The 25,707-nt window shown below is 50.1% G+C and carries 30 protein-coding genes; 13 read left to right on the top strand and 17 right to left on the bottom strand.

The window, feature by feature from the left end; translation table 11 throughout:
* Positions 1-31 precede the first annotated feature (31 nt).
* Positions 32-1,498, top strand: coding sequence for an aldehyde dehydrogenase family protein (locus QZ176_RS02430; RefSeq protein ID WP_295150998.1), 1,467 nt, complete (start codon positions 32-34; stop codon positions 1,496-1,498).
* 54 nt (positions 1,499-1,552) lie between these two features.
* Here the strand turns inward: QZ176_RS02430 and QZ176_RS02425 are convergent, their stop codons facing one another.
* The 3 genes from QZ176_RS02425 to QZ176_RS02415 are packed head-to-tail and all read right to left on the bottom strand — an operon-like array spanning position 1,553 to position 2,869.
* Positions 1,553-1,936: a hypothetical protein gene (locus QZ176_RS02425; protein ID WP_295150996.1), complete on the bottom strand. Its 384-nt coding sequence runs from the start codon at positions 1,934-1,936 to the stop codon at positions 1,553-1,555.
* A 10-nt stretch (positions 1,937-1,946) separates the two neighbouring features.
* A complete protein-coding gene (locus QZ176_RS02420; protein ID WP_295150994.1) occupies positions 1,947-2,360 on the bottom strand; it encodes a hypothetical protein in 414 nt (137 codons plus the stop codon).
* A 20-nt stretch (positions 2,361-2,380) separates the two neighbouring features.
* The gene (locus tag QZ176_RS02415; RefSeq protein WP_295150992.1) at positions 2,381-2,869 is read right to left on the bottom strand and encodes a hypothetical protein; all 489 of its coding nucleotides are present in this window, start codon (positions 2,867-2,869) and stop codon (positions 2,381-2,383) included.
* Between the two features lie 448 nt (positions 2,870-3,317).
* Here QZ176_RS02415 and QZ176_RS02410 point away from each other — a divergent pair, with 448 nt between their 5' ends.
* The 3 genes from QZ176_RS02410 (at position 3,318) to QZ176_RS02400 (ending at position 6,429) form a co-directional block, all read left to right on the top strand.
* The gene (locus tag QZ176_RS02410; protein ID WP_295150990.1) at positions 3,318-4,682 is read left to right on the top strand and encodes a hypothetical protein; all 1,365 of its coding nucleotides are present in this window, start codon (positions 3,318-3,320) and stop codon (positions 4,680-4,682) included.
* Between the two features lie 310 nt (positions 4,683-4,992).
* Entirely contained in the window at positions 4,993-5,259 is a 267-nt protein-coding gene (locus QZ176_RS02405) for a hypothetical protein (RefSeq protein ID WP_295150988.1), read from the top strand.
* A 72-nt stretch (positions 5,260-5,331) separates the two neighbouring features.
* Positions 5,332-6,429 (top strand): thiamine-phosphate kinase, encoded by a 1,098-nt coding sequence (locus tag QZ176_RS02400; RefSeq protein WP_295150986.1) that lies wholly within the window; start codon positions 5,332-5,334, stop codon positions 6,427-6,429.
* 201 nt (positions 6,430-6,630) lie between these two features.
* On the opposite strand, the gene QZ176_RS10410 is transcribed toward QZ176_RS02400, so the two are convergent.
* From QZ176_RS10410 to QZ176_RS10400, 3 genes are read right to left on the bottom strand one after another with little or no spacing between them, the layout of a single operon-like run.
* On the bottom strand, positions 6,631-6,894 hold the full coding sequence (locus tag QZ176_RS10410; protein WP_306528217.1) for a hypothetical protein: 264 nt from the start codon (positions 6,892-6,894) through the stop codon (positions 6,631-6,633).
* A gap of 45 nt (positions 6,895-6,939) precedes the next feature.
* The gene (locus QZ176_RS10405) at positions 6,940-7,461 is read right to left on the bottom strand and encodes a hypothetical protein (protein ID WP_306528218.1); all 522 of its coding nucleotides are present in this window, start codon (positions 7,459-7,461) and stop codon (positions 6,940-6,942) included.
* Entirely contained in the window at positions 7,455-7,736 is a 282-nt protein-coding gene (locus QZ176_RS10400) for a hypothetical protein (protein WP_306528219.1), read from the bottom strand. The genes QZ176_RS10405 and QZ176_RS10400 overlap by 7 nt, the downstream gene beginning before the upstream one ends.
* A gap of 199 nt (positions 7,737-7,935) precedes the next feature.
* Between QZ176_RS10400 and QZ176_RS02390 the strand changes: the two genes are divergently transcribed.
* From QZ176_RS02390 to QZ176_RS02365, 6 genes are all read left to right on the top strand, one after another.
* Positions 7,936-8,373: a DUF417 family protein gene (locus QZ176_RS02390; RefSeq protein ID WP_295150984.1), complete on the top strand. Its 438-nt coding sequence runs from the start codon at positions 7,936-7,938 to the stop codon at positions 8,371-8,373.
* 414 nt (positions 8,374-8,787) lie between these two features.
* A complete protein-coding gene (locus QZ176_RS02385; RefSeq protein ID WP_295150982.1) occupies positions 8,788-9,828 on the top strand; it encodes an isoaspartyl peptidase/L-asparaginase in 1,041 nt (346 codons plus the stop codon).
* Between the two features lie 313 nt (positions 9,829-10,141).
* A complete protein-coding gene (locus QZ176_RS02380; RefSeq protein ID WP_295150980.1) occupies positions 10,142-11,635 on the top strand; it encodes an RNA ligase in 1,494 nt (497 codons plus the stop codon).
* A gap of 69 nt (positions 11,636-11,704) precedes the next feature.
* Positions 11,705-12,301: a phosphoesterase gene (locus QZ176_RS02375; protein ID WP_295150978.1), complete on the top strand. Its 597-nt coding sequence runs from the start codon at positions 11,705-11,707 to the stop codon at positions 12,299-12,301.
* Between the two features lie 58 nt (positions 12,302-12,359).
* Positions 12,360-12,530, top strand: coding sequence for a hypothetical protein (locus tag QZ176_RS02370; RefSeq protein WP_295150976.1), 171 nt, complete (start codon positions 12,360-12,362; stop codon positions 12,528-12,530).
* Positions 12,531-12,933: 403 nt separating this feature from the next.
* On the top strand, positions 12,934-13,086 hold the full coding sequence (locus QZ176_RS02365; protein ID WP_295150974.1) for a hypothetical protein: 153 nt from the start codon (positions 12,934-12,936) through the stop codon (positions 13,084-13,086).
* 274 nt (positions 13,087-13,360) lie between these two features.
* Here QZ176_RS02365 and QZ176_RS02360 read toward each other — a convergent pair whose 3' ends face one another.
* The 11 genes from QZ176_RS02360 to QZ176_RS02310 all read right to left on the bottom strand — a co-directional run bounded on the left by QZ176_RS02360 (position 13,361) and on the right by QZ176_RS02310 (position 22,860).
* Entirely contained in the window at positions 13,361-14,458 is a 1,098-nt protein-coding gene (locus QZ176_RS02360; protein ID WP_295151113.1) for a HAMP domain-containing sensor histidine kinase, read from the bottom strand.
* A gap of 18 nt (positions 14,459-14,476) precedes the next feature.
* Positions 14,477-15,139, bottom strand: a complete 663-nt coding sequence (locus QZ176_RS02355) for a response regulator transcription factor (RefSeq protein ID WP_295150972.1) — start codon at positions 15,137-15,139, stop codon at positions 14,477-14,479.
* Between the two features lie 307 nt (positions 15,140-15,446).
* Positions 15,447-15,980, bottom strand: coding sequence for a DUF1104 domain-containing protein (locus tag QZ176_RS02350; RefSeq protein ID WP_295150970.1), 534 nt, complete (start codon positions 15,978-15,980; stop codon positions 15,447-15,449).
* Between the two features lie 401 nt (positions 15,981-16,381).
* The gene (locus QZ176_RS02345) at positions 16,382-16,927 is read right to left on the bottom strand and encodes a superoxide dismutase family protein (RefSeq protein WP_295150968.1); all 546 of its coding nucleotides are present in this window, start codon (positions 16,925-16,927) and stop codon (positions 16,382-16,384) included.
* Between the two features lie 65 nt (positions 16,928-16,992).
* Positions 16,993-17,661 (bottom strand): ABC transporter permease subunit, encoded by a 669-nt coding sequence (locus tag QZ176_RS02340; RefSeq protein ID WP_295150966.1) that lies wholly within the window; start codon positions 17,659-17,661, stop codon positions 16,993-16,995.
* Positions 17,658-18,359 carry a molybdate ABC transporter substrate-binding protein gene (gene modA / locus QZ176_RS02335; protein WP_295150963.1) on the bottom strand — a complete coding sequence of 234 codons (702 nt, stop codon included), beginning with the start codon at positions 18,357-18,359 and terminating at the stop codon, positions 17,658-17,660. Before modA ends, QZ176_RS02340 begins: the two co-directional genes overlap by 4 nt.
* A 117-nt stretch (positions 18,360-18,476) precedes the next feature.
* Entirely contained in the window at positions 18,477-19,328 is an 852-nt protein-coding gene (gene modD, locus QZ176_RS02330) for a ModD protein (RefSeq protein WP_295150961.1), read from the bottom strand.
* A gap of 2 nt (positions 19,329-19,330) precedes the next feature.
* On the bottom strand, positions 19,331-19,828 hold the full coding sequence (locus QZ176_RS02325) for a nitroreductase family protein (RefSeq protein WP_005869576.1): 498 nt from the start codon (positions 19,826-19,828) through the stop codon (positions 19,331-19,333).
* A gap of 673 nt (positions 19,829-20,501) precedes the next feature.
* The gene (locus QZ176_RS02320; protein ID WP_295150959.1) at positions 20,502-21,170 is read right to left on the bottom strand and encodes a ThiF family adenylyltransferase; all 669 of its coding nucleotides are present in this window, start codon (positions 21,168-21,170) and stop codon (positions 20,502-20,504) included.
* A complete protein-coding gene (surE, locus tag QZ176_RS02315; RefSeq protein ID WP_295150957.1) occupies positions 21,163-21,942 on the bottom strand; it encodes a 5'/3'-nucleotidase SurE in 780 nt (259 codons plus the stop codon). Before surE ends, QZ176_RS02320 begins: the two co-directional genes overlap by 8 nt.
* A gap of 417 nt (positions 21,943-22,359) precedes the next feature.
* Positions 22,360-22,860: a hypothetical protein gene (locus tag QZ176_RS02310; RefSeq protein WP_295150956.1), complete on the bottom strand. Its 501-nt coding sequence runs from the start codon at positions 22,858-22,860 to the stop codon at positions 22,360-22,362.
* A 68-nt stretch (positions 22,861-22,928) separates the two neighbouring features.
* Between QZ176_RS02310 and QZ176_RS02305 the strand changes: the two genes are divergently transcribed.
* From QZ176_RS02305 to argC, 3 genes are read left to right on the top strand one after another with little or no spacing between them, the layout of a single operon-like run.
* The gene (locus tag QZ176_RS02305; RefSeq protein WP_295150955.1) at positions 22,929-24,116 is read left to right on the top strand and encodes a DUF354 domain-containing protein; all 1,188 of its coding nucleotides are present in this window, start codon (positions 22,929-22,931) and stop codon (positions 24,114-24,116) included.
* Positions 24,117-24,164: 48 nt separating this feature from the next.
* Entirely contained in the window at positions 24,165-24,656 is a 492-nt protein-coding gene (gene greA, locus QZ176_RS02300) for a transcription elongation factor GreA (RefSeq protein WP_177388511.1), read from the top strand.
* Position 24,657: 1 nt separating this feature from the next.
* A complete protein-coding gene (argC, locus tag QZ176_RS02295; RefSeq protein WP_295150953.1) occupies positions 24,658-25,665 on the top strand; it encodes an N-acetyl-gamma-glutamyl-phosphate reductase in 1,008 nt (335 codons plus the stop codon).
* The last annotated feature ends 42 nt before the right edge of the window (positions 25,666-25,707 follow it).

The following is a 25,707-nucleotide window of genomic DNA, read 5'->3' as shown; positions in this document are numbered from 1 at the left end:
GCGAATGTCATATTTCACGTAAGGAGTAAGCATGGCTACAATCCAACCAAGCTATAAGCTTTTCATCGACGGCGAGTTTGTGAGTGCCGAAGGCGGCGCGAGCCTAGACGTTTTTAATCCCGCTACTGGCGAGAAAATTTCAAAGATCGCAGATGCTAGCAAGGCGGACGTCGATAGAGCGGTCGCCGCGGCCCGCAAGGCGTTTGAGAGCTTTCGCCGCACTAGCGTTTATGAGCGCAGCGCGCTGCTAAATAAGATCGCCGACGTCCTAGAGCAAAACGCCGAGTTCATCGCCACCGTAGAGACTATCGACAACGGCAAGCCGATCCGCGAGACGCGCGCGGTCGACGTAGCGTGGTCGATCGAGCATTTCCGCTATTTTGCGGGCGTGATCTTGGGCGAGGAGGGCAGCGCCAATATGCTAAAAGAGCGCTATCTATCCGTCGTTTTACGCGAGCCGATCGGCGTAGTAGGACAGATCGTGCCGTGGAATTTCCCGTTTTTGATGGGCGCGTGGAAGCTCGCTCCGTTACTTGCTGCGGGCGATACGTGCGTGTTTAAGCCAAGCTCCGAAACCAGCCTTAGCATTTTGGAGTTCATCCGCCTAATCGCGCCGCTACTTCCAAAGGGTGTCATCAACGTCGTAACCGGCAAGGGAAGCAAGGCAGGCGAGTTCGTCCGCACTCACAAAGGACTTGATAAGCTCGCATTCACGGGCTCGACCGAGGTCGGCAGAGGCATAGCGCTAGCCGCAGCGCAAAAGATCATCCCCGCTACGCTTGAGCTCGGCGGCAAGAGCGCGAATATTATCTTTGACGATTGCGACTTCGACGTTGCGATCGACGGCGTGCAGCTGGGAATTCTTTTCAACCAAGGCCAGGTCTGCTGCGCGGGAAGTAGAATTTTCGTGCAGGAGGGCATCTACGATAAATTCGTACCGGCGCTCGTGGAGAAATTTAAGCGCATCAAGGTGGGCGATCCGCTCGATCCGAACACCCAGATGGGATGCCAGATCAACAAAAAGCAAGCCGATAAAATTTTAGAGTACGTAAAAATCGGCGTAGAGGAGGGCGCTAAGATCGCCGTAGGCGGCAAGCGACATAGCGCGGGAGAGGCTTTCGTCGAGCCTACGCTACTCGTGGACGTGCGCAACGACATGCGCGTCGCGCAAGAGGAGATCTTCGGCCCCGTGGGCGTCGTGATTAAATTTAAAGATCAAGACGAGCTCGTCCGTATGGCAAACGACAGCCTCTACGGACTAGGCGGCGCCGTATTTACGCGTGACATCGCAAAGGCGCTCACGGTCGCACGCCTGCTTGAGACGGGTCGCGTATGGGTCAATACCTACAACCAGATCCACGCTGGCGCGCCGTTTGGCGGCTACAAAGAATCGGGCATTGGTCGCGAAACGCACAAGATGATCCTGGAGCACTACACCCAGACCAAAAACATCTACATCGACACGATCTCCAAACCGAGCGGCTTTTACGAGCAGTAAGGCTTAGAGCGGTACCTCGGGCTACGTTTCGGGCGGTTTGCGCCGCCCGAAATTTTATTCTGCTTGACTCGATTGAGTATTTAATTTTAAGATTAATATAGGCTCATCATTTGGTGGTAAATTTTTATTTGCCAACCTTATGCCTTTATAAACATTTATCGTGATTTTAACATTTGGTATGTCGGTAACTTTTGAAAAATTATTTAAGAGCAACTTTATATCATCATCTCTAGCGCCATAAATGTTTGCTATACTCTCATATCTATCGGTAATTTTTCCACAAGACCAAGAACCGCCTAGATGATTTAAATCTCTTATTCCTTCAAATATTATTTCTTCTGCTTTGTCGTTATACTCATTTCGACATTCCCTGCCGTCGCAGCCGAATAATATAAATGCGGCGACTATCAAAAAGAAACACTTTGTAAATTTCAGCATTTCATTTTCCTTAATTTGATTTTGTGTCTAATTTTACGGTTAATATATTCTTGCTAAATGGTGGCGGAGTTTTGCTGCCCCATTTCCAATATCTCTCATAAACCGATATAGTAATTTTGACATTTGGAATTTGTGCCGCTTCTGCTACATTCTTTAATAAAGTTTCTAAATCATCGTTGCTAGGTCCGTAAAAATTTATGAAGTATTCATAGTTGTCAATAGACCCGCACGTCCAATCTCTATTTTCCTTATCCTTTAAATTATCAGTTATAATAGAAAACGCCTTATTATTGTATTCGTTGCGGCATTCATTACCGTCGCAGCCGAATAGAACAATCGCAAAAAATATTGCAACAAGAAATTTCATGGCGAAATTAAAAAATCCGCCTGTTTTTATAGTTTGATAACTACGGTTGCAACCCATTTTCGCTCCTCATACAAAATTTATTCATATTTAAAATTTTTAAAATTGAAATATCTTACATTGCGTTCTTTTAGTAGAATTTCCAGCTTTTCAAAATCATTGCTGGCTATGTAGTCCATCGGTATAGAGATTGAGCCTAGATAAACCAATATATCATAAATCTTCGGCTTAAGTCTTATAGCTAAAATTTGTTTAAATGATATAGGGATTTTATATGCGGTGAATTCCTTTATATCTGTAAGCATGATAACTTTTTCCCAGAAAAAATATTTCACTATCATACGATCATCATAGCACGCAATAAATTTAAAGCAATTCGGAATAACCGTCGTATAAAAAAGACCGATCAGCATCACCCAGCCTGCGATAGGCGCATAAGGTTTATCAAGCATAATAAAAACAATGGCGATATAAAATTGCAAAATTTTAACTACCGCATAAAAAGGCCCGTAAAAACGCCTAGCCCTTTTTATGATTAGTAGCGGCTCGCTCGGTTTCGTATCGTTCATTTTATCTCCTTGCTTGAATGTCGCATTACGGTTTTAAATTTAGCGCTAAATTCTATCTTTGCTACGCTTACGCAGCGTTTAAATTTAATATCGTTGCGGCTACGCTAAATTTTAAAATTTCAAACTTGCCGTTTTAAAGATCCGTCATCTGCGGGAGTGCGCGCAGGCGGGCGCATGCAAAAATAGCCTCAGGCGCTGTTTTATCGCGGGCCCCGTCCGAATCAAGTCATACCGAGCCGCGCTAAGCCTCAAAACTCATGCGATTGCCGATTTCGCTATTGAGCCGTACGCAAGCCCGCGCCCAAACTCGCGCGGCTTACGAACGTCGCTCGGTAGAATTTTAAAATTTCATTCGGGCTCGACATAGTTCTGCGCAGACGCAGGCTCCGCCGCCGCGGAATTTAAACTTTGTTTTGCTATAATCGGGCAAAAATTCTAAAGGTCGCCTATGAAAATTTTACTTTACGTCGCGCTCGGCTTATTTCTTGCGGCCTGCGCGCAGGTCCCGCCGCCCGCCGAAAACACCCATGCCGCAAACGGCGCCCCCATTGGGGACGTCGCAAATTCTACCGGTGCGAATAATGCCGTCAAAAATTCCGCCCCGTCCGAGATTTCCGCGCCAAAAAACACAGCCTCCGCGAATGCTGCCGCTAAAAATTCCACCGCGTCTTCTATGCGCGAAATTTGGGGATTGCTAGAAAATGCCGATCGGGCGCTGCTTGCTAAAGAGATCTCTCGCGCCGAAGAGCTCGCCGTGCGGGCACAGGAGCTTAGCGAGCTAAAGCGCATCGAAGTAGGGCGGATTTTTAGCAGATTTGTCCGCGCGCGCATCGCCCTGCAGCGCGGCGATACCGACGCCGCGATCTCGCTGGCGACGGACGCGAGCTCCATGCAAAGCGGGGTAGCGGAGATATATGCCGATGCCGTAAATTACGAGAGCGCTTATACATTCGGGCGCATCTACGAGGCTCGCGGCGATCGCAAGAGCGCTGTGCGCGAATATGGGCGGGCGCTGTTTGTTTGGACTATGTTTTTGCAGAGCGATCCCGTGCGTGCGGAGGAGATTTTCGCCCGACTGCAAACGCTCACACCCGATCCCTACGAGGCCGAAGGCAGAGCTAGCGGCGCGTGCGAGTATCTGCGTGCTAAGGCTAGCTCCGCTTTGAATGAGTCGGCGTCTGAGCCCAAGCGTCGTGCACTGCGAGATTTGGCCGAATGGGAGGCGCACTGCTTGCATCTGCGCCCGTTTATAGAGGACGGATCGGACGAGCGCGCGCGTAGGGCTTCGCTCGCGCGGGATTACGCGCAGCTGTATGCGGGGCCGGGCGAGTGTGCCGCCGCGCTAGAGCATCTGCTTGCCGCAGCGGAGCTTTCGGATGCGACGGAGCCCGATACGGGCGGGCTTTATCTACAGATCGCGCGACAATTTTTGGCTATTTACAAAGAGGCGGGCGCGAGTAAAATTTCTGCGAGCTATGCGCAGAAAAATCTAGCTGCGGCGCAGGATTACGCGAACAGATCGGTAAAGCTCTACGAGGGCATGCGCGGCACCGCCTACGAGCACTCGGGCTACGACGGACACGAAATTTTAGGCGAGATCGCGATGATACGCGGCGATCCGTCTGCGGCGCTGAGACATTTCACGGCGATGAGAGACGATGCGACGGCGCTTTTGGCATATCAGCGGCTGCCGGCTCACAAGCAGGCTCTGGCTCACGCGCTAGAGCTACTCGCGCAGTGCTACGATGCGCTAAAAGATAGTAAGAACAAAGCGGCGGTTCTGCGCGAGCTTAGGAAGCTAAAGAAGGGCTAGCGGGTTGCTAGGCGGCGGCGTTTCGTGAAATTTTGCCGCTGCGCTGCGATGAATTCGGCTCGGGGCGTTACGCGGTTTGAGCGCTTGGGGCGCGGCAGAATTTTATGTCGTTTGCGGGCGGTGCGGGCTTGCGGCGGATTTAGACGGCATGGCGGAGCTTGCACTTTTGAAGCCCCATTTTGAAAGCAAAATTTATACCCGCGCCGTAGATTTGAAACGGCATCCGTGCCTGCGCGGCGATTTATCCTCGCATCGCAGCCATTAAAAGTCGCGATTTCGCTAGTGCATGAAGCTTTGCGGGCGCTTTTGAGTGCGCTATGACTGCGGTTCGGCGCCGCGCCGCGAGCTAGAAGCTTTTAGGGGCTGTCTATGCGGCGGGCGCAGTTTTATCGCAGACTTCCGTCCGCATCAGGTTATACCGAGCCGCGCCAAAGCCTCAAAACTTACGCGATTTCTAATTTTGCTATCAAGCCGCATCGAACCGCAGCCAAACTCGCGCGGCGAAAATCTAAATTTACGCTATAATCTTGCAAAGCGGAGCATAGAATTCCTGCTGCGCGTATGCGACGAAATTTAAACAAAGGCCCGCGAATGCGGGCTTCTTAGCCTTCGCACAGCTGTGGCGTAACGCTAATTTAACGGAGGGCGTATGGATAAAGAGCGGTATATTTTTGATAAATTTAGATCGAAGCTTAACGGCGATGATTGCGCCGTAATCGGCGAGCGAGCGTATTGTAAGGATCTTTTCGTCGAGGGCGTGCACTTTCGCCGCGGCTGGCTGAGCCTGCGCGAGATCGGCGCAAAGGCGATGCTTGTAAACATCTCGGATATGATCGCGACGAATGCGCGCGCCAAATACGCCCTACTGGGGCTTGCGCTGCCGCGCGAGATCGACGCGCGCGAGATCGACGAGCTGTGCGCGGGCGTGAGCGAAACGGCGCGCGCGTGGGGCATACGGATCATCGGCGGCGACACGATCGGTTCGGATCGCATCGCGCTTAGCGTGAGCCTGATCGGCAAGTGCAAGCGCCCTGTGTTTCGCAGCGGCACGCGCGTGGGCGATCTCATCGCGCATACTGGCGAGCTAGGTAGCGTCGGGCGCGATCTGGCGGTGCTTTTAAGAGATGAAATTTCGCCCGCTAGCTCGCAGACGCGAAACCGAAACGATAAAATTTCGTCGGCACAAGGTCCAAGCGATGAGGTGCGAAGCACGGACGATAAAATTTTGCCTGCGTACGTCGAGCCGCCGAGCCTGGACGCCGAAAATTCGGCGCAAAATTCCGTGTCGCGGAGTAGAGACGATCACAAGAGCCCTACGGCGCAAAGCCTCGCATGTGAAAATCCTGTGCCGGGTAGTGGCTCATATCGCTTGCGCGAGGATCTGCGCGCAAAAATTTCAAAGAATTCGCGCTTCGTCAGGCCCGTCTTGTGCGATAAGTTTTTTTACAAGGCGGCGAAGTTCATCAGCGCGGCGATGGATATTAGCGATGGGCTCGCGCAGGATCTACCCCGCCTGCTGGAGGCTAGCGGCGTGGGTGCGCGCTGGATCGCCCGCCCTAGCGAGGCTGCGCTGCAAAGCGGCGAGGAGTACGAGATTTTGTTCAGCTTCGCGCCGAAGTTTTTGCCTAAAATCTATGCGATTGCCGCTAAGGCGGGCGTCGCGATCAATATCATCGCCGAGGTTTGCCCGCGTACGCCGCAAAGCTCTATGGAATTTCACGGCAGCTCGCATCACTTCGCGCCTTGAAATTTGCCGCGACCGCTTTAAATTTTAAGGCGAGGGGTTTGGATTTCAGTTCGAAACGACGCGCCGGGCGAATAAATTTCATTTAGCGAGCGGGGCTGCGGTGATTTGAAATCGGACGCTTTTGGGTTATGACCGCGCCCCGCCGAACTAGGTAAATTTCATAGCCAAAGCGGGCAGTACCCCAAGCCTTGCGGTTAAATTTTATAAATCAGCGCAGACTGCGTGCATCGCGACTCCGTCGTTTGCCACGGCGTAGAGGCGCCCTTTGCTAGCGAGCATGATCTGATCCGAGCCGAATCGAAACTTGCCGAATTCCACCTCTTTTAAGATCGAGCCGTCGTCCGCGCTAATCAAAACCGGCTTGCCGCGGCGATCTGCGAGTAAAATTTTATCCTCGCACCACGCAAAATGCTCGGTGCCGCCGGTGTCAAGCTTAAAGATCACCTCGCCACTCGCCGCGCTCACGGCATATAGATGCCCGCCCTTGCCCGCGGTGCCGAAATACAGCGTCTAGAGACCCCGCCGCTTATCTTGCGCATCAAAATGCGGCGTCGCTGCGCCGCGCAGGCAAACCGGAGTATATAGATACGCGCCGAGCTTCAGCCGCCAAAGCGTTTTGCCTTTTGCGGCCGCTTTTTTGCGCGTTTGCTTGCCGCCGTTTGAAATTTTATCTTTCGCCTCGCTCGTTTCATTGCGTGGATCGCTTTTGCTCGCTTTACAAACAGCCGCCGCGCCGACATTTTCGGAGGAATTTTTTAAATTCTCGCCCGCCGCGCCGCTAAAATTTAGCGTGCCGCCTAAATCAGCCGCCGCGCCGCTTAAATTTGATCCGTCCTGCGAAGCTATACACTCCATCATGAAGGGCGAACTCATCCGCACGACAAAGCCCTCAAATTCGTAGGTTCGCGCATCGTTGTAGATCTGCTTCACGGGCGCAGGAGCGTCGCCAAGCTCGCTCATTTCGCCGTCTTGTATTTTGATGAGTTTTGCGGGCGAATCGACGAAGCCCTCGTAGTATCTCGTATTTAGCACGAAGTGGCCGTCCTGCGGGTAACAAAGCGCGGAGGCGGCAGAGAAAATTTCGCGCTGCTCGTAGCAAGCACTGATCTTTTGCGTTCGCTAAAATCGCGCGAAAACGTATCTAGCAGCACGTAGCCGGGCGTTAGCTTCGCGGCGATGTTTTGCTCGCTAGGGGCTGCAAAGGCAAAGTGGACGAAGGCAATCCGCTCGCCCATCTCATAAATGCCCGTCACGCCGTGTCCGCGAAACTCCACGCCCTGCATCGCAAGAGGATATGATTTTAGCATTTGCGGCTCCTTAAAATTTGAAGCGATTATAGCTTAAATTTAGGCGCGAATTTTAAAATTTTGTATGCACGTTGAAATTTTACGGCGCGCGGCATGGAATTTCAAATTTCGCGGAGCCGTAGATTTGAAATTTCGCCTCTTCACGTAGCCTACACGCAAGCCCGCTATCATACCGCTACACAATTTACAAAGGAGCCGTATGAAGGAGATCGTAAAAAAATTTGTCGCAGGCGACGCGGATATTATATTCGCTAGGCTTTCCGTTATCATCGTGCTTGCCGTGATGGGCAACTACAAGTGGTTTGAGTTTGAAGTGGAGGCTTTAAAGCCGCTCTTTTCGCAGACATGGCTTTCGTTTTTGCCCTCAGCGCTCGGGGACGCCGGCGCGAGCTATTTTTTGGGCGTGGTGGAGACCGTGGGCTATCTCTCGCTCATCGCGGGCTTTTTCAAACCGAAGGCGGGCGCCGTGGGCGATCTCATCGTAATCGTCATGGCGCTGAGCACGCTCAGCCTACTGCCGCAGTTGGGTAAGATCGACGGCTTTATCTTTAAAGACCTTTTCTTGCTAGGCCTTGGCTTGGTGCTGCTAAAATACGACCTGGCGCGCCTTTGCCGCGGAGAAAAAAGCTGCGATTGAGCCGTCAAAACATACTGGCGTCGGTTTCGACGCAACACTAAATGATCGCGTACGGCGAGCTTGAGGCCGTTTTGATTTAAAGCCTGCTTTGCCGGCGGGTGCGTGCTTGAGCTCGCTCGCATAGCACCCTTTAAAATACGGCCGCGCGCTAAAATTTTACGGCGTGCGGTTGAAATTTATCGAGCTGCGGTAATTAAATTTTACTAACGCTCAAACTCAAAATTATAAAATTTAAATCGATCCATCAGATTGTGCCATAAATTAAATTACGTTAAATTTGACGGCGAAAGCTTAATCCTAAACTCAAAGCATTAGATTTAGATCCAGCCAAATTCGCATTTGATTAAGCGAAACGAAAAGTGCAAAGTTATATCATTCCTTAGAAATTCTCCAATTTTTTCGAAAGGATGAGATATGAAGCACTTTTCACTCTCAAAAGCCGTTTTTATGGCGGCGAGTTTGGCCCTGCTCGGGCTAACGGTTGCGAATGCGCAGGAGAAATTTTCCCCCGTCATCGTCATTCACGGCGGCACCAGCGGGCTTGATCTGACCAAGGAGGAATTTAAAATCCGCGAGGAGCCTATGAAAAAAGCGCTTTTGGCGGGTCAAGCCGTGCTTGAAAAAGGCGGCAGCGCTATGGATGCCGTAACGGCGGCCATTATGGTGCTTGAGGACGATCCGAATTTCAACGCGGGCAAGGGCGCGGTATTTACCGCCGACGGATTTAACGAGCTCGACGCCTCGATCATGGACGGCTCGACCAAAAAAGCGGGCGCGGTCGCGATGGCACGGCATATCAAAAACCCTATCCTAGGCGCCAGGCTCGTGATGGATAAGACGTGGCATACGCTAGTCGCCGGCGAGGGGGCTGACAAGCTCGCCAAAGAAAACGGTCTAGAGATGGTCGATCAGAAGTATTTTTTCACGCAGTTTAGATACGATGCGCTGCAAAAAGCCAAAGAGAAACAAAAGCTGCTACTTGATAGCGAAAAGGCGAAAAAGACGTCGCTAAATTTACACGAGCGTCCGTATCTTGGCACCGTGGGCGCAATCGCGCTGGATAAAAACGGCAACCTAGCCGCGGCAACCAGCACGGGCGGCATGACAAATAAAATGACTGGTCGCATCGGCGATAGCCCGATAATCGGCTCGGGAACCTACGCCGACAACGACTCTGTCGCGGTTTCTTGCACCGGCACGGGCGACATCTATATGCGCGTAAACGCCGCGCACGAGGTCTCGGCTCTGTATAAATACAAAACCTCCGACGTGCAAAAGGCCGCCGAAGAAGCGGTAAAAGAGGTCAAAGCGCTCGGCGGCAGCGGCGGCATCATCTCGATCGACAAGCACGGACACACGGGCTTTGCGTGGACGAAAGACAAGCTCGGCATGTATCACGGTGAAGCAAGACTTGGAGCTAAACCGATCGTTTACTGGCCGCTTGGCGAGAAATAAGCGCAAATTTAGCCCCTTTACGGGGCTAAATTTAAATCAAATAGCGAGGATAAATACGCTTTTTATCGCGCGTCTATCAAAATTTGGCGCTTTCATCGATCAAGCGCTTCGGCGAGGCAAATTCGGTCAAATTTTAATTTAGCGCCTCGGCAAAGCGCAAATTTCTATTTAAAATTGGCTCTCTTTAACTTAGGCTCAAATCAAGAAATATTAAGTTCCGCTGAGCCTTAAATTTTACCAAAATCCATATTTCTTGATGTCAAAGCGCTCAAATTTCAGGTAGAATATCGCCACATAAAATCAAGGCGGTAAAATGAGAAAATTTATAGTCGTTCGCGGACACGCGGGCTCGGGTAAAACGACTTTCGCAAAAGAGAAAATTAAAGAATTTAAAAATGAATATCCGCAGGCGCAAATTTATCATCTGGAAAACGATATGTTCTTAACCGATGAGGCAGGGATTTATACTTGGTCGCCGAAGCTTTTGGAGGACGCGAAGCGCAAGGTCGCCCGCGAGATAAAGCAGGCGTATAAATTTGCTCTGGAAAACAAAACCAAAGACGTTCTTATCGTGCTTAGCAACGTGAGTGCGCGCACCAAAGAGCTGCTAAGCCTAAAAGAACAAGCCGCCCAAAATGGATTTATTTTTGAATGCTTTAGAATGCAAAATTTCTTCGCCTCCGAGCACGGCGTCGATGAAAATACGGTGATAGCGATGTTTATCAAGATCGCAAACAACAAAATAGAGGGCGAAATTTTGATCCCGCCCGTTAATCCTATGAGCCAAAGCGTAGCGCAAAAGATTAAAGACGCGGCGGCTCTAAACAGGCGCGATCTGCCCTTTGATGCTGCGCAAAATACCTACGTAACGAAAAAATATATCGCCGCTACGCAGGATAAAAGGCTCTGGAGTGCGCGTCAAAGCGAGCTTTATCCAGAGCTTCGCACCTACAAATACTCAAAACGCGTCTTTTTCAAAGCCGATTGGGATAAGGCGCTGCTTGAGATGCGCGGGCTCATAATGGACGATGATCTAAATATCATCGTGCGTCCGTTTAAAAAGGTCTATAACTACTCGGAATTTACCTCGCGCAAAAGCCTTTATCCTATCGATATCACAGACGATACGCCCGTGCTTGCCGTGCGAAAGGTAAACGGCTTTTTGGGGTGTTGCACCTACGTAGATATCGGCGAAAGCGGCGCGAGCTTTAACCGCCGCGTCATCTACTCCACGACGGGATCGACCGATAGTAGATTTGCACAGATGGCGCGCGAGCACTGCTGCAAATTTGAAGAGATTTTCAAACGCTATCCAAATAAAACTTTTTTATTTGAGATCACCGACGAGAGCGATCCGCACATCGTAGAAGAGGAGCTTGGTGAGACTTTTATCGGACTTATCGACGCTAAAACCGGCGCGCAAGCAAGCGAATTTGAGCTGGATAAGATCGCTGCAAGCACCGCTGGCGCGCTAAAAAGACCTTTTTATAAGAAGGACGAGCAGTATCTAAAAACGAGCTTTGCAGAGCTAAAAAATATAGTCAAAGAGGCAAAATTCGAGGGCTTTATGGTGTATATCCCAAGCCAGAACGATTTTTGCTTTAAGATGAAAACGCCTTATTATCTCGTGAATAAATTTTTTGCTCGCAGTAAAAACGAGGCGCTTTCCGGCAAACTGGATAAAACCAAGCTTGATGAAGAATTTCACCCTTTGGTCGATCACATCAAAGCAAACGAGCGAGAATTCAAATCCCTTGACGAGCAGGGCAAGCTAGGCTTTATAAAAGAATTTTTAGAAAAAGTTTAACGATTATCGTGCAAATATTTGGCGCCGCGTAAATTTACGTAAGCGGCGATTAGAGCTTAAAGGAAAATGATGATATTTTTTACCTCCGATTTACATTTTTATCACGCCAATATTATGAAATACTGCCCTAAATTTAGGGCTTTTAACGACGTAAGCGAGATGAACGAAAAGCTAATAGAGCTCTGGAATGCCGTAGTGGGGCCGGAAGATACGGTTTATGATCTGGGCGATTTTGCATTTTGTAATAAATTGAAGGATCTAAAAAGCGTCGCACGTAGGCTAAACGGCTCGCATGTGCTGATTTTAGGCAACCACGATACGCTCATCAGCCAAAACAAAGAAGCACTGCTACGCGAGCTAAAAGATGACGGAAATCCTATCTTTAGCGATATCCTGCACTACAAGGAGCTAAATTTTGACGGCGGCGCGGGTGCGATAAAGGACGGCAAGGCGGGTATGAGCATCTGTATGTTTCACTATCCCGTAGAGGAGCACAACCACGCCTCGCGAGGCTCTTTTATGCTTCACGGACACTTGCACGACCGCGCTTCCAGCCTAGAGGGCCGTATACTAAACGTAGGCTTTGACTCGCACGGCAAAATTTTAAGCTTAGATGAGATCGTGCAAATTTTAGAGCAAAGGCAAATCACAGCAAGACATTTGTGATCCTGGCTAAATACGGACAGCCGCAGCATTGATTTAAAGCGTAGCCTACTGCAACATCTTGCAAAAGCACCCGCATAATACGGGAATAGGCAAAGGGCTCGGCGGCATCTTTATCGATAAGCACGCACACACAGGCTTTGCGTGGACGAAAGATAAGCTCGGCATGTATCACGGCGAAGCAAGGCTCGGAGCTAAACCGATCGTTTACTGGGCACTAGGGGAGAAATGATCGAATTTTAGCAAATAGTGCAGAGAGCAGGGAAGCGCTCGGCGAGAAATGATCAAATTCGCCCCGCTTATTTTGACTCGGGCGGGGTCAAATTTGGTTAAATTTAATAGCTTATTCAAAAATCCCAGAATTTGATTTTATATGAAAGACGAAGTCAAATTTAAAAGCGATAAAACCTAGCTTCACCGCTCAAATTTTGCCCTTTTGCCTACGCGCAAATTTTAAAATTTGCCGCGTGCTTTAAAAAGATCGGAGTGCATTTTGAAGGGCGGCTACGCGCTTAAAATAGCTGCGCCGCTCGTTTCAATAAAACTTCACTTCGACGGGGCGGAGCTAAATTTTAAATTTACCCGCGCGTAATCCACGCCAACGCACCGAGCGGCAAGAATGAGAAGCAGGATATGTGTTCTCTTTAGTATCAAAACCCAAAACGATGCCGCCTTTTGCACTAGCTATGAATACGGCGCGTATGAGGCAGCCTAGCAAGGGCGAACCCAATCGGTACACGGTGAAATTTCGTGAAATTTTGCCGATTGTCGCGTGCGATTTTATCTAAGCTGCTGCAAATTTTATCCGTAGCCGCCGCAATCTTGCCCGCGTCCAAATAAAATTTCACGAAATTCCTTAGAATTTTACGCTTTGTATTCTGCAAACCGGCGGGCGAAATTTTGCGAGCGCGACCGAATTGCATGCATAAATTCCGCCGTCAAATTATAACCTAGCGCAAATTTTTACGAACGGAATCACTAGCTAAATTTAAACCTACGCGGTTAAGCCTAGCAAGCCCGCCCGCTAAAATTTCGTTCGCGCAGAATTTTATTTGGGTAAAGTTAAAATTTCACCTCAAATTCCGTCCAGTCCTCGTTGCTATCGCACGAAATTTTAAGCCCGAGCTCGTCGCAGTATTTTTTAGCGATAAAAAGTCCGATGCCAAAGCCGCCGTTACGTTCGTCAAAGCGGGTGTAAAGCTCAAAAATATGCGGCAAATTTTGCTGCGCGATGCCAGCACCGCTGTTTTTGATGCGAAGCGAACGCTCGCGCAGACTCACCTCGACGCAGCCGAGCTCGTCGCAATATTTTATCGCGTTGCCAAGCAGATTATCGATGATTTTTCGCAGTTTAAACTCATCCGCACAAAAGGCTACCGGGCGCAGATCGGCGCTTAGATTTATGCGCTTTTGCTCCGCAGCGACGCCGAAATACCTGGTACGGCTTTGCAACAGCTCGCCTAAATTTACCTCTCGCCCGCTGCCGCTTTTGTTTAAGCTTAGCACGGTTAGATCCTCAAACAATGCGTTTATCGTATTTGCGCCCGCCTTGATATTGCCTAGATATTTTTTCGGCTCGGTTTCAAAAAGCTCGATACTCATCAAAATCACGCTAAGAGGCGTCTTGATCTCGTGCGTCGTATCGCGGATGAAGCCATTTAGAAACTCGATCTTTTCATAAAGCGGGCGCAGCGAAAGGCGGATGATAAAATACGCGATCAGCAAAATAAGCGCCAAAATAAGCGCGCTCGCGGCTAAAATTTTAAGCTTCAGTGCCGCGAGCTTGCCCTCAAGCGCCTCCGTTTTGATCGCTACGTAGTACTCCGTGCCGTCCCTGGCGGTGAGATTAAACTGCTCAATCCTGCCAGACCCCTCCATATACACGCGCGGCGCGCCGTCCCTCGGCTCAAAATCCCGCGCGATCTCATCGCTGCTATTCAGATCCGCCGCGTATGCCTGCATAGCGTCGAAATCGCTCTCTTTTAGGCGCCCGCCGCGAGTGAGCTTAGCCTCTAAGCCGTGTTTAAAATCCCTGATCGCAAAGGCATCGCGATCCGCGATAAAAAACTTCTCCCGCTCGTAAAATACACTGCTTACCAGCGCCAAAAACAAGACGCTAGTAAGCGTGTAGAGTAAAAAAATAGGTAGAATTTGACGCATTTTGGACACGGCGCGCTCCTAAAGATATTTGTAGCCGAGCTTGGAAGCGTTTATGATGCGATCCTTACCCAAAATTTTTCGCAGCTCCGCAATATAAACGCGCAAGCTAAGCTCGCTCGGACTTTCGTCGTAGTCCCACAGCGCGGCGAAAATTTCATCTTTACTAAGGAGCTTATCGCGGTTTTTCAGAAGCAGAGCAAGAAGCCGCGCCTGCTTTTGCGGCATCGGCACGAGCCTGTCTGCATGATATAGCGCGCGCTGAGCCATATCGAAGCTAAAACCTCCGCCGATATTTTCGTGCAGGGCGGCGTTGTGGACGAAGGTACGCTTTAGCAGATTATCCGCGCGCAGAGCCAGCTCTTTTAGTTCGAAGGGCTTTTTTAGGTAGTCGTCGCAGCCGCTTCCAAAGCCGCTTTCAACGTCTTGCAGAGTGTTTAGCGACGTCGTGAAAATGCACGGAGCGCCGCGCCCTGCCTCGCGCAGCTCGCGAAGTAGCGCAAAGCCGTTACCGCCGATGATTTTGACGTCGAAGATCCACAGATCGAAGCTTTTTTCGTATGCTAATGAAAGCGCCTCGTCGTAGCTTTTGCTGCCGCTTACCTCGTGCCCCGCGCCGCGCATGTAGGTGCACATCATATCTAGCAGCATCCCCTCGTCCTCGACGATCAAAACTCTTGCCATGGCCCGCCTCCTTGCGTAGAATTTTTGAAATTATACCCTGTGAAATTCCACGTAAAATTTAATTGCAAAATTTCGCGGCAAATTTTATCTTGGCGAAAACGGCGCGTCTTGGCTCTAAGGCACGCTTCGTAAATTTAGATTGCTCGCCTAGTAATTAATTTGCGCAGTGCGCAAAGCGGCGCAAGAGGCTAAAATTTTACGATATAAAATTTTCGCGCCGCGGAATTTTAAAATTTACAGGCAAAACGCCGGGCTTTAAAATTCCGCGCAAATGCTGCCCGGAACTAAATAGTTTGCGCGCGGGCGGCTATTGCTGCGTCATAGGGTACACAGCGGCGCCCGCGTTTTGATTGCACGGCATCGCGTCTCTTGGCGGCATTGCCGGACCCGCGCCGTCGCGCATTCCTTTAGGCGGCATATGACCGCACTCGCCGGGTGCCATCTGCGATCTGTGCGGACCGAACCCATGAGCAGGCCTTTTAAATTTGCCGAAATTACCGCGATCTTTGAGCTCGATATCCAGTCTATCCGCCTGCTCGACGCTTAGCTTGCCCGCCTGGGCGTTATAGTTTTTTCTAAACTCGTCTAGGAATTTCTCGCGATCCTCGACGCTCATAGCGTCCAGTTTCTTTTTAAACTCCGTCTTAAATCCGCGCTTGAGATCCCTTGCCTGCGCCCTTAGCTCGCCTGCGCGCTTATCGATCTCAAACGCCGCTTCGCTTAAACTCTTGGCATCCGCGCCGGCGACTACGGCATTGATCTGCTCGGGGGTGCTTGAGCTAAAATCTGCGGCGAACAGCACGCCCGCAACTAAAACGCTTGCTAAAACAATCTTTTTCATTCTCTCTCCTTTGTGAAAGTTAGCGTGATTGTAGGAAAAAGTCGTGAAGAAAAAGTTAAGTGAGCTCTCGCGCCGCCAAAATAGCTCGGCGTCGTAAATTTAGAGCCCTGATTTAAATTTAGAAAACTTTACGCCGCTGCGGCAAAAACAAAGCGGAAGCACAATGCGTGCAAACAAGGCTAAATTTTAAAATTTTAAGCGGAAGGCAAGAGGTGCGCAGCGCGTAAATTTAGCATAAATTCGCGCTGCATAGGTTGTATCAAAAGCTCGCCGCGTGTAAATTTAACGGCAAAGCGGGCGTATCTCGGCGCTGCGGACGGCGAAATTTCATCGCGTAAATTTAACCGCAGAGCGGACATACTTAGAAATTGCGGATGATTAAATTTCATCCGCAACGAAGCTTATTTTATAACGCCGCAGACCATTCTAGCGCCGCCGCCGCCGAGCGGTTTCGGATGGTCGCTGTGGTTATCGCCGCCGACGTGAACCATTAGCGAGTGGCCCTTTAGCTCATCTAAGCTCTTGATCTTCGGAGCCAGCACCGGATAGACCGCATTGCCCTCTGCGTCAACGAAAAGCGCAGGCAGATCGCCCTTGTGACCGCCGTCATCCCAAGCAAACGAGTGCTTTTTGGTGTCGCTCGGATCCCAGTGGCCGCCAGCTTTCATGCCTAAGCCCTTCTCAGTCGCGCCGCAGTCGGCATTTTGATGTACGTGAAAGCCGTGCACGCCGCTAGTAAGACCCTTTAAATTCGGGAAAAACGCCACTCCGTAGTTCGTCTCGACCGCTACGACCTCGCCTACGCTCACGTTACCCTTCTCGCCTAGCTGCTCCATCGTGATGACGAGGTGCTTGCCCGTCTTAGGATCGAAATTTTGCATATCGCCGTGCTCGTGAGCGACTAAAGCGCTTGCGACTAAAATTGATGAAATTAAAAATTTCTTCATGAAAAATCCTTTAAAATGAAATGTGAGTGCAATTTTATCCAAAAATACTTAAAAAATAATTTTTCTTATTTAGATAAATTTCGCTTTTTATCTAAAAGGCTTATCGCGAAGAATAAAATCAGGCTGAAAATTACGAGCAAAACGCTTAAAATCAGCGCCCGCTCGTTTTCTCCGTCATACACGGCGTTGTAGATCGCAAGGCCTAACGTGTCGGTTTTACCAACGATATTTCCGCCTAGCATCAGCGTGATACCCACTTCGCCAAGCCCGCGCGAGAGCGCTAAAATGAGTGCGGAGCCGAGCGTTTTAAGCGAGCTAGGAAGGATGACGAAGAGGAAAATTTGAGCTCTATTTTTGCCTAAAATTTGCGCGGCTTCGATTAGGCTCTTCGGAAATAGCTCAAAGCTCGCGCATACGGGCTTTACAAACAGCGGCAGCCCGACCAAAAATGCGGCGATTACCAATGAAGAGAAGTTAAAAACGATGTCTAAATTTAACGCAGAGCCGATAAATCCGCTCTTCCCAAAAACATAAAGCAGCAAAAATCCCGTCGCGATCGGCGGGAAGATGAGCGGAAAAATCACTAAAATTTCGACGATCTTTTTAAATTTAGATTTGCTGAAAGCTAAAAAATATGAAATTGCTAGCCCTATTGAAATCAGCAGCAAAAAGCTGCAAAACAGGGCTTTGACGCTTAGTATCAGAGGATGCGCGATCCAAGCGATGTCGCTCATTTAAGACCGAATTTTGAAAAAATCTCTTTTGAGCGGTCCGATTTAAACTCCTCCATCACCTTTTCGCAAAGCGCTTCATCGCCGCACGCGCCAAGCCTTGCGATGCCGATGTATGCGGGGCTGTAGAGGCTCTCGTCGATGTAGATGATCGAGCCGAACTCATCTTTTTTGGCGACCGCTTCGGTGCTGTTGATAAAGCCCGCCTGCACCTCGCCGTTGATGACGTAAGCGACTACCTGCGGCACGCCCGCGACGGCTAAAATTTTATCTTTTACCGGCTCCATCTTGGCGTTTTGTAAAAACTCGTTCGTCCTGATACCGTAAATCGCCTTTTTAGGATCGGGCATCGCGATTTTATCGAACTTTGCGATCTCTGAGACATCGTTTATTTTGATATTTTTCGGCGTCACCAAAGCAAGCGTGCCGCGGCCGACGCGTTCAAATTTAGTGATATTTAGATCGCTTCTTTTCAAAAACGCCTCGTCGCCCACGATGAATGAAATTTTATTCTCGCGCGATTGAATGACGAGCTGGCCGAGGTTGGCAAACGATCCCGCCACGTCCATGCCCTCTTTTTTCAAATTTTCGATCACGGCCGAGACGGGCTTTTTGTATCCGCCGCCGGCTGCGATTATCAGCTGATCCGCGCAGAACGAAACGCTTGCCGCAAGTGCTAAAATAAAAGCAATTTTTTTCATGAAAATCCTTTTTTTGAAATTTTAAGAATTCTACAAAATATACTCTTATTTATTAATAAATCCCGCTTTTTTGCGGATCCAAGGCGCACAGCCTGCATTATAATTAAAATTTAATATTTAGATAAGCTCTATCTTTCCACTAAGATCACACACACCCTGATTCCAAACCGCCGAGCTTACGAGCACGTCCGCGCCGGTAGCTGCAAACTCGGCGCAGTTATTTTTATTTATACCGCCGGCGGCGCAAATTTTAATCTGCGGCGCCGTCTCATCTCGCCTCAAAACGCAGGCTCTAAGCTCGCCCGGGCTCATCTTATCGCACATTATCGCATCGGGTGCGTAGCCTAAAAGCTCGCCAAATTCGCGCTCGCTCGCCACTTCGATCATTATCTTTCGCTCGGGCGCGCGCTCTTTAAATTTAGCGATCTGCGCGCAAAACTCGCTAAAGCTTGCAAACGCGCGGATATGGTTTGAAAAAAATAGGACGCTGTCGTGCAGCCCCAGGCGGTGCATGCTCCCACCGCCCGCGATCAGCGCATTTATGCAAAGCTCCTTCGCAAAAGGAAAGCTCTTGCGCGTCGCGCCCAGCACGCAGCGCGGATTACCTTCTCGCATCAGAGCAACCATCTCGTATGCGTAGGTTGAAATTTTGCAGGAGTACTCAAACACGATCTGAACGATCTTCCAAGCCTTATGGAGGTTCTCGAAGCTTCCCTGCGCGCTAAAAATTTCATCCCCCGCGCAAAATGCGCTTCCCTCGCGCGCTAGCCGCTGCGTCTCGCAACCAAGGCGCGCCGCTACTTCGCGCGCGATTCCTCCGCCGCTAAAGATCAGATCCTGCCTCGTTACGATCGAAAGTCGCGCGGGCGCGTTTAAATCCACGAAGTCCTGCAAAAGCTCGGTCGTAAGGTCCAAAAACGCGCCGTCGCTAGCGATAAGATCGTCGATTTTACTCTGTGAAATAAACATCTCTAGCCTACGAAGTGAATTTTGGCGGGCTCAAAGCGCGAATGCGCCTTTGTGACGCGAGACGGAAAGCCCAAAGGCATAATGCAAAACGCCTCTAAATGCCCAGGCAGATCCAAGATTTCTCTTACGCGCTCCATCGCGTAAATATCGGGCGCTACGCCCAGCCACGTGGTGCCAAGCCCCAAATGGTGCGCTGCCAGCCAAAGATTTTCTGCCGCACAAGCGCAGTCATAGCGAGCGTAGGGCTGGAATTTTAAGCCGCTTTTGCGCGTGCAGACCACGATCGCAAGCGGCGCATCCTTCGTGCAGCCGCCGTAGGTGCCGACGCTGCTAAGTAGAGTAAGCGCGGTGCGATCGCGCACTACGTAAAACTCCCATGAGCGTTGGTTGCCCGCGCTAGGGGCTTGCATCGCGGCTTTTAGCACGAGCTCGATCTGATCGTCACTCGGCATTTTTTCGGTAAAATTCCGCACGCTCGTGCGTGTAAAAATTTCATTCATCGCTGCTCCTTTAAATTAAATTTCTAAATTCCGCTTTTTGCGAGCGGTAAAAAATGGAATTTAGAAGTAAGCTTGCCGCTGCGTTTGCTTGAGCCTTGCTTGCGCTTTACGCTTATTTAGGCGCTGCGCGGCGGCCGATGCGCGCTGATTTGGTTTTACTTGCCTGGGTGCGCCTCTTTTTGCATCAAAAAGCGCGCAAAACTGCGATAAAATTTTACCGCGCTGCTATGAAAATTCGCCGTAAAGAATATACACGCAAGCTTAATTTAATCAAAATTTCGCCCACGAGCAAGCTCGCGACCCGCCTATTTAAATTTTTAATCCTAGACCGCTATCTGGCTTGTTAAAACTGCGCGCCGTATACATCGGCATGCGCGTGTAGCTCGCGCGGTCCTTAAATTTCATCTCGCGCGTGAGCGCCGATCTTTGCGGATAAAATTTTATCCTTCGCGGCGAATGAAATTTCACCTTCGCGCCGAGTAAATTTTATCTTCGTCGTCCGGTAAAATTTCACTTTCGTCCTTTGAATTTTAACCGCACGCGCGCCGCAAAGCACCGGCCGCGCCGTACCGCACGCAGAGCACGCTCGGATCCAAAGCTCAAAATATCTAAAATTTAACCGCCAAACACGATCAGGCGGAGCCGCAATCCTAAACGCTATGAAATTTAAGCGTTAAGCCTGATCGCCTATCAGCCTGCGCACGACGTAGCTTGCGATGAAAAGCCCGAAGCTCGCGGTCACGCCCATGAAGCTGCCCATTGATTTGACGCGCGGCGGCTCGCTTGAGCAGACGACGTCAAAATCGCCCGCAAAGCCGCGCTTTCGCAGCTCAGATCTGATCTTGCGCGCGAGCGGATCGCCTTGCGTCCGCCAGATTGAGCGGATTTCGATTTTAGAGGGATCGAGCCTCTTTGCGCCGCCCATCGAGCTTACGAAGTCTACGCCCGCCTCGCTACAGCGCAGCGCAAGCGCGATCTTAGCGCCCACATCGTCGATCGCGTCGATTATGAAATCAAATTGCGCCAGATCAAATTCCGACAAAAATTCCTCATCGATCCTAGCGACGATCGGCGTCATGCCTTTAAATTTGCGCGCGAAAACCTCGCATTTTAGCTCGCCTAGGTGCTCGCTTCCAAGCTGGCGGTTTTGATTGGTGATCTCGAAGCGATCGCAATCGATCACGCTTAGATTTACCGCGCCGCTGCGGTACAGCGCCTCTATCGCCGCTCCGCCCACGCCGCCGCAGCCGCAGATTAAAATTTTAGCGCTTTGCAATCGTGCGAAATCCTCGCCGAAAAGCAGGCGCGAGCGCGAAAAGCGGTCTACTACGACCTCACTCATCGTTTTTCATCCACCTTTCTAGCGCGCTCATCTGCTCGTGCGCGGTCAAATTTAGCTTGATCGGACTTAGCGTCGCCCGCCCCTCAAAAAGCACTGAAATATCGCTGTTTTCGTTCCTGCTCGCATCAAAGCTGAGCGTGGATTTGCCGAGCCAATAATACTCAATTCCACGCGGATTGCGGTTTAGCTGCGCGTCGGTATCGTAGAGCTTCTCGCCGCACGGAGCAACCGAAAGCCCCTTAAAATCTTGCTTTGAGACGGCAGGGACATTTAAATTTAAAAACTGCTTCGGCGGCAGAGGAAAGCCTTTTTTAAAGATTTTCTCGACCAATTCCACCGCGAGCTCGCACGCGAGATCAAACCCGTATCGCTGCAGCGAGTCCGCGACGTAAAACTGGCTCACCGCAAGCGCGGGAATGCCTTGCAAGACCCCCTCCATCGCGCCTCCGCACGTGCCCGAATAGGTCACGTCCTCCGCGACGTTGGCGCCGTGATTTATGCCGCTTATCACCAGATCGGGCTTGCGGTTATACAGCGCGCGGAGCGCCAAATACACGCAGTCTGCGGGCGTAGCGTCGTCGAGTTTGAAAAATCCGTCGTCGAGCTTGATAAATCTAAGCGGACGGGTAAGAGTGAGTGAGTGCGAGCATGCCGATTTCTCCGAGCTTGGCGCTACGATAGTGACGTTTGCGACCCCTCTTAGCGCGCTTGCAAGCTCCAAAAGCCCGCGCGCTTCGAATCCGTCGTCGTTAGTGATTAAAATTTCTTTCATATTCTCTCTTTAGCTAAAATTTCACGACAGGCCTATCGGGGCGGAATTCCGTCTGCAAAAATTCTAGCGCTCAATTCTTTACTATGCAAAAATTGCTACTTAGCTTGCGCGGCGTAAAATTTCATCGTGCCAAATTTTTTCGCAAAAATTCCATCACGAAACTTAGATCACAAAATCTATAGAAAAATTCCGTCTTTTTGCTACGAAATTTTATCTTTTTTCGCTACAAATTTTTATAGCCTGCCACGTAATTCCATCGCCTAAATTTCGCTTTCGAAATTCCTTAAATTAAATTTTGCGACCGCACTCCGCAACTTGCCGCAAAATTTGTCTTTTAAATTATTGTAAAATTTTACACCACGAAATTTTGCTTTCGCGCCGATGCAAATCCGCGGCATAAAATTACGCTAGACTTATCTATAACCCTGCTTTGCGGCATATCTCCTCGCTTACCTGCGAATCAAGTAGGTGCGAGCTTGGATAATCGTAGAAAAATCGGTGCACTTCACGCACTCCGCTTCGCAATAAAGCTCGCGTACTAGGTGTGTTGCAGTCATTTTCGGTAATATCCTTGGCTAGCAATTTGAGATATTTTTGCCGATCGGAGCTTTTCAGGCTCGCCCAGCCAGGGCTTAGCGAGTAGGCATAGATCAGATCGCTTCCTTGTGCGCTAATTTCTTCGAGGAAGGCAAACTGCGCGACCTTAACATGGGGCTTTGCACCGCCTACGTCCGCTGCGATCTCGCTAGCTGCGGCTTTAGCGACGAGTGCGGGCGAGCCTAGCTTACTAAGCGCCTCAAAACGCGCCGTTACTGCGGGATCCTCGGTGACTTGACGCTTTTGGTATTTAGCCGCACTGCAACCGCCCAGCAACATCGCGAACGCGCCGCATAGCGCTAAAATTTTAAAATTTCTCATCTTAAATCCTTTGTCGGCTTAATTTTAGCACATTTTGCTATAATTAACAAAAATTCAAAAGGCCAAATTTGAAATATTTAATCTCTTGCCTAGAACCCTCTGCGAACCTGCATTTCAAAGAGGTTCTAGCGCATCTTAAAAGGCTTGATCCCGCTTGCGAGATTTGTGGAATTTTCGATGAAAAGCTGGGTTCGCCGATATACAAAAGCAGCGAATTTTCGGCGATGGGCTTTATAGAAATTCTGCCGCTGATTTTAAAAGCCAAGCGCGCGATAGCGCAGATGACGCGGCTTGCGGTGGAGTGCGATCGCGTGCTTTTGATCGACTCGCCCGCGTTTAATTTGCCGCTTGCTCGCGCGATCAAAGAAAGCGGCGCGCGCGCGGAAATTTCATATTATATCCTGCCGCAGGTTTGGGCATGGAAGCCGCACAGAGCGGAGAAGCTGAAGACGTTTTGCGACAATCTGCTCTCCATCTGGCCTTTTGAGGCAAAATTTTTCGGCGCGGATTTCAAGGGAGATAAAGGCGCTGTGCCGCAACAAGCGAAGAGCAAAGACGCTGCACTACAAGAAACAAAAGATAAAGACGCTACGCCGAAAGAAGATGCCGCGCGCCCGAGCGAGCAAAGCGCTAAATCCGCAAAGTACTCTTTCGTAGGGCATCCGCTGCTTGACGAGATAAAATTTCAAAAAACAAGCTACGAAAAGCAGGGCAAGATCGCCTTTATGCCCGGCTCGCGCAGAGCTGAAATTTCAAGACTGATGCCGATTTTTAGAGCCCTTGCGCCTAAATTTGAAAATAGCGAGCGAATCTTGATAGTCCCGCCGCATCTGATGGATCAAAGAGATGAAATTTACGGGCCTCTGGACGACTTTAGCATCGCAAACGATACTCCTGCCACGCTTAAGGATTGCGATTTCGCCTTCATCTGCTCGGGTACGGCGACGCTTGAAGCGGCGCTCATCGGCACTCCGTTCGTGCTGTGCTATAAAGCAAAGTCGTTTGACGTTTGGCTCGCGCGAAAGCTCGTAAAGCTAAAGCACGTAGGGCTTGCGAATATTATTTTTGATTTTTTGGGCGAGGAGCCTCTGCACGAGGAGCTTTTGCAAGGCGAAGTAAGCGCGCAAAACCTACTCGCCGCATACGAGCGCTGCGACTCCGCTAAATTTAAACTTGCGAGCGAGAAGCTGCGAGATTATCTAAAGCTCGGCTCCAGCGAAAACGTGGCAAAAATTTTAACGCAGCCTGCGAGCTAAAATTTTAAGGCTAAAGCTTATATAATTTGATAAAAAGAAAGGAAGATTATGACGACAGAACCAATGACGCTTTACGGATATGAAAAGATCACCTCCGAGCTCAAGGAGCTTCAGAGCGTGAAGCTACCTCACATAGTCCAGCAGATCGACATCGCGCGCGGACATGGCGATCTGAAAGAAAACGCCGAGTACCACGCGGCGCGCGAAGAGCAAGCGTTTCTGCTATCGCGTATCGCCGAGCTTAGCGACATCGTCTCTCGCTCAAAGATCATCGATCCCTCTACCTACGAGCACGACCGCGTAAAATTCGGCTCCACCGTTACCTTTATGGACGTAGAGACCGAGCGGGAGGAGGTTTACACGATCGTAGGGCTTAGCGAAGCGGATATCTCGCGCAAGCTCATCAATATCAATACGCCGCTCGCGCGCCAGCTTTTAGGTAAAGCTGAGGGCGATGAGGTGGTGCTTCAGCTACCATCAGGCACACGCGATGTGGAAATTTTAAGCGTCGAATACAAGCCGATAAAATTTGAGAATTAGCGTGAAAAAAGTAGGCATCATAGGCGTTAGCGGCTATACGGGGCTTGAGCTGATTAAGGCTCTACTTTCCCACCCGAGCTTTGAAATTTCATATTTGAGCGCTTCGGCGCAGGGCGAGATAAGCGAAATTTTCCCGCAGCTTCGCGGCGTGTTTGAGATGCACGTAGAAGCCGCGGATATTCGCGTTGCGGCGCAAAGATGCGATCTTATTTTCTTAGCGCTGCCGCATGGAAAAGCGATGGAATTTGCCCGCGAAATTTTAAAATTTAAAAGTGTTAAGGTAGTCGATCTGTCGGCTGATTATCGCCTAAGCCGCGAGCTTTACGAGAAAAATTACACCGCGCATTTAGACCCTCGTAATTTAGCCCACGCCGTTTACGGACTGCCCGAGCTAAATCGCGAAAAGATCCGCACGACGCGACTTACCGCAAACCCGGGCTGCTACCCGACCTGCTCTATTTTGGCACTCGCGCCGTTCGTGCAATTGCTTGATCCGGGTATCGGCGTATTTATCGACGCAAAAAGTGGAGTAAGCGGCGCAGGCAAGGCCCTCAAAACAAGCAGCCATTTCGTAAGCGTGAACGAAAACGCAAATGCCTACTCACCGATCTCGCATCGCCACGCAGACGAGATCAAAGAGCAGCTGCAAATTTTAAGAGGCGGCGAATTTAGCACGCTTTTCGTGCCGAATTTGCTGCCGATTACGCGTGGAATGCTAGTTAGCGCGTTTGGCGTGCTGCAAAAGAGCGTGGACGCAGAGGCGGTGCTGCGGGAGTTTTACGCGAACGAGCCTTTCGTGCGCGTCCGAAGCGAACCCGTGAGTATAAAAAACGTCGTAGGGACGCACTTTTGCGATATTTTTGTAAAAACTGCGGGCGATAGAATTTGGATCAACTCGGCGATCGATAATCTTTTGCGCGGAGCATCGTCACAGGCGATCGCAAACGCAAATTTAATGTGCGGATTCGCCGAAGCTACGGCGCTGCCGCGCATCGCGCACGGAATTTAAGCGATGAGCTTTTTGCAAAAGCCGTCACGCGCCGGAGCCTAA

It is taken from the genome of uncultured Campylobacter sp. (assembly GCF_905373215.1).
Lineage (GTDB): Bacteria > Campylobacterota > Campylobacteria > Campylobacterales > Campylobacteraceae > Campylobacter_B.
This window is presented reverse-complemented; position numbering and strand designations above follow the sequence as displayed.

Excerpts from the sequence above, each read along its gene's own strand:
- QZ176_RS02430 (WP_295150998.1), top strand. The coding sequence starts at position 32 with ATGGCTACAATCCAACCAAGCTATAAGCTTTTCATCGACGGCGAGTTT.
- QZ176_RS02425 (WP_295150996.1), bottom strand. The coding sequence starts at position 1,936 with ATGCTGAAATTTACAAAGTGTTTCTTTTTGATAGTCGCCGCATTTATA.
- QZ176_RS02420 (WP_295150994.1), bottom strand. The coding sequence starts at position 2,360 with ATGGGTTGCAACCGTAGTTATCAAACTATAAAAACAGGCGGATTTTTT.
- QZ176_RS02415 (WP_295150992.1), bottom strand. The coding sequence starts at position 2,869 with ATGAACGATACGAAACCGAGCGAGCCGCTACTAATCATAAAAAGGGCT.
- QZ176_RS02410 (WP_295150990.1), top strand. The coding sequence starts at position 3,318 with ATGAAAATTTTACTTTACGTCGCGCTCGGCTTATTTCTTGCGGCCTGC.
- QZ176_RS02400 (WP_295150986.1), top strand. The coding sequence starts at position 5,332 with ATGGATAAAGAGCGGTATATTTTTGATAAATTTAGATCGAAGCTTAAC.
- QZ176_RS10400 (WP_306528219.1), bottom strand. The coding sequence starts at position 7,736 with ATGCTAAAATCATATCCTCTTGCGATGCAGGGCGTGGAGTTTCGCGGA.
- QZ176_RS02390 (WP_295150984.1), top strand. The coding sequence starts at position 7,936 with ATGAAGGAGATCGTAAAAAAATTTGTCGCAGGCGACGCGGATATTATA.
- QZ176_RS02385 (WP_295150982.1), top strand. The coding sequence starts at position 8,788 with ATGAAGCACTTTTCACTCTCAAAAGCCGTTTTTATGGCGGCGAGTTTG.
- QZ176_RS02380 (WP_295150980.1), top strand. The coding sequence starts at position 10,142 with ATGAGAAAATTTATAGTCGTTCGCGGACACGCGGGCTCGGGTAAAACG.
- QZ176_RS02375 (WP_295150978.1), top strand. The coding sequence starts at position 11,705 with ATGATATTTTTTACCTCCGATTTACATTTTTATCACGCCAATATTATG.
- QZ176_RS02360 (WP_295151113.1), bottom strand. The coding sequence starts at position 14,458 with ATGCGTCAAATTCTACCTATTTTTTTACTCTACACGCTTACTAGCGTC.
- QZ176_RS02355 (WP_295150972.1), bottom strand. The coding sequence starts at position 15,139 with ATGGCAAGAGTTTTGATCGTCGAGGACGAGGGGATGCTGCTAGATATG.
- QZ176_RS02350 (WP_295150970.1), bottom strand. The coding sequence starts at position 15,980 with ATGAAAAAGATTGTTTTAGCAAGCGTTTTAGTTGCGGGCGTGCTGTTC.
- QZ176_RS02345 (WP_295150968.1), bottom strand. The coding sequence starts at position 16,927 with ATGAAGAAATTTTTAATTTCATCAATTTTAGTCGCAAGCGCTTTAGTC.
- QZ176_RS02340 (WP_295150966.1), bottom strand. The coding sequence starts at position 17,661 with ATGAGCGACATCGCTTGGATCGCGCATCCTCTGATACTAAGCGTCAAA.
- modA (WP_295150963.1), bottom strand. The coding sequence starts at position 18,359 with ATGAAAAAAATTGCTTTTATTTTAGCACTTGCGGCAAGCGTTTCGTTC.
- modD (WP_295150961.1), bottom strand. The coding sequence starts at position 19,328 with ATGTTTATTTCACAGAGTAAAATCGACGATCTTATCGCTAGCGACGGC.
- QZ176_RS02325 (WP_005869576.1), bottom strand. The coding sequence starts at position 19,828 with ATGAATGAAATTTTTACACGCACGAGCGTGCGGAATTTTACCGAAAAA.
- QZ176_RS02320 (WP_295150959.1), bottom strand. The coding sequence starts at position 21,170 with ATGAGTGAGGTCGTAGTAGACCGCTTTTCGCGCTCGCGCCTGCTTTTC.
- surE (WP_295150957.1), bottom strand. The coding sequence starts at position 21,942 with ATGAAAGAAATTTTAATCACTAACGACGACGGATTCGAAGCGCGCGGG.
- QZ176_RS02310 (WP_295150956.1), bottom strand. The coding sequence starts at position 22,860 with ATGAGAAATTTTAAAATTTTAGCGCTATGCGGCGCGTTCGCGATGTTG.
- greA (WP_177388511.1), top strand. The coding sequence starts at position 24,165 with ATGACGACAGAACCAATGACGCTTTACGGATATGAAAAGATCACCTCC.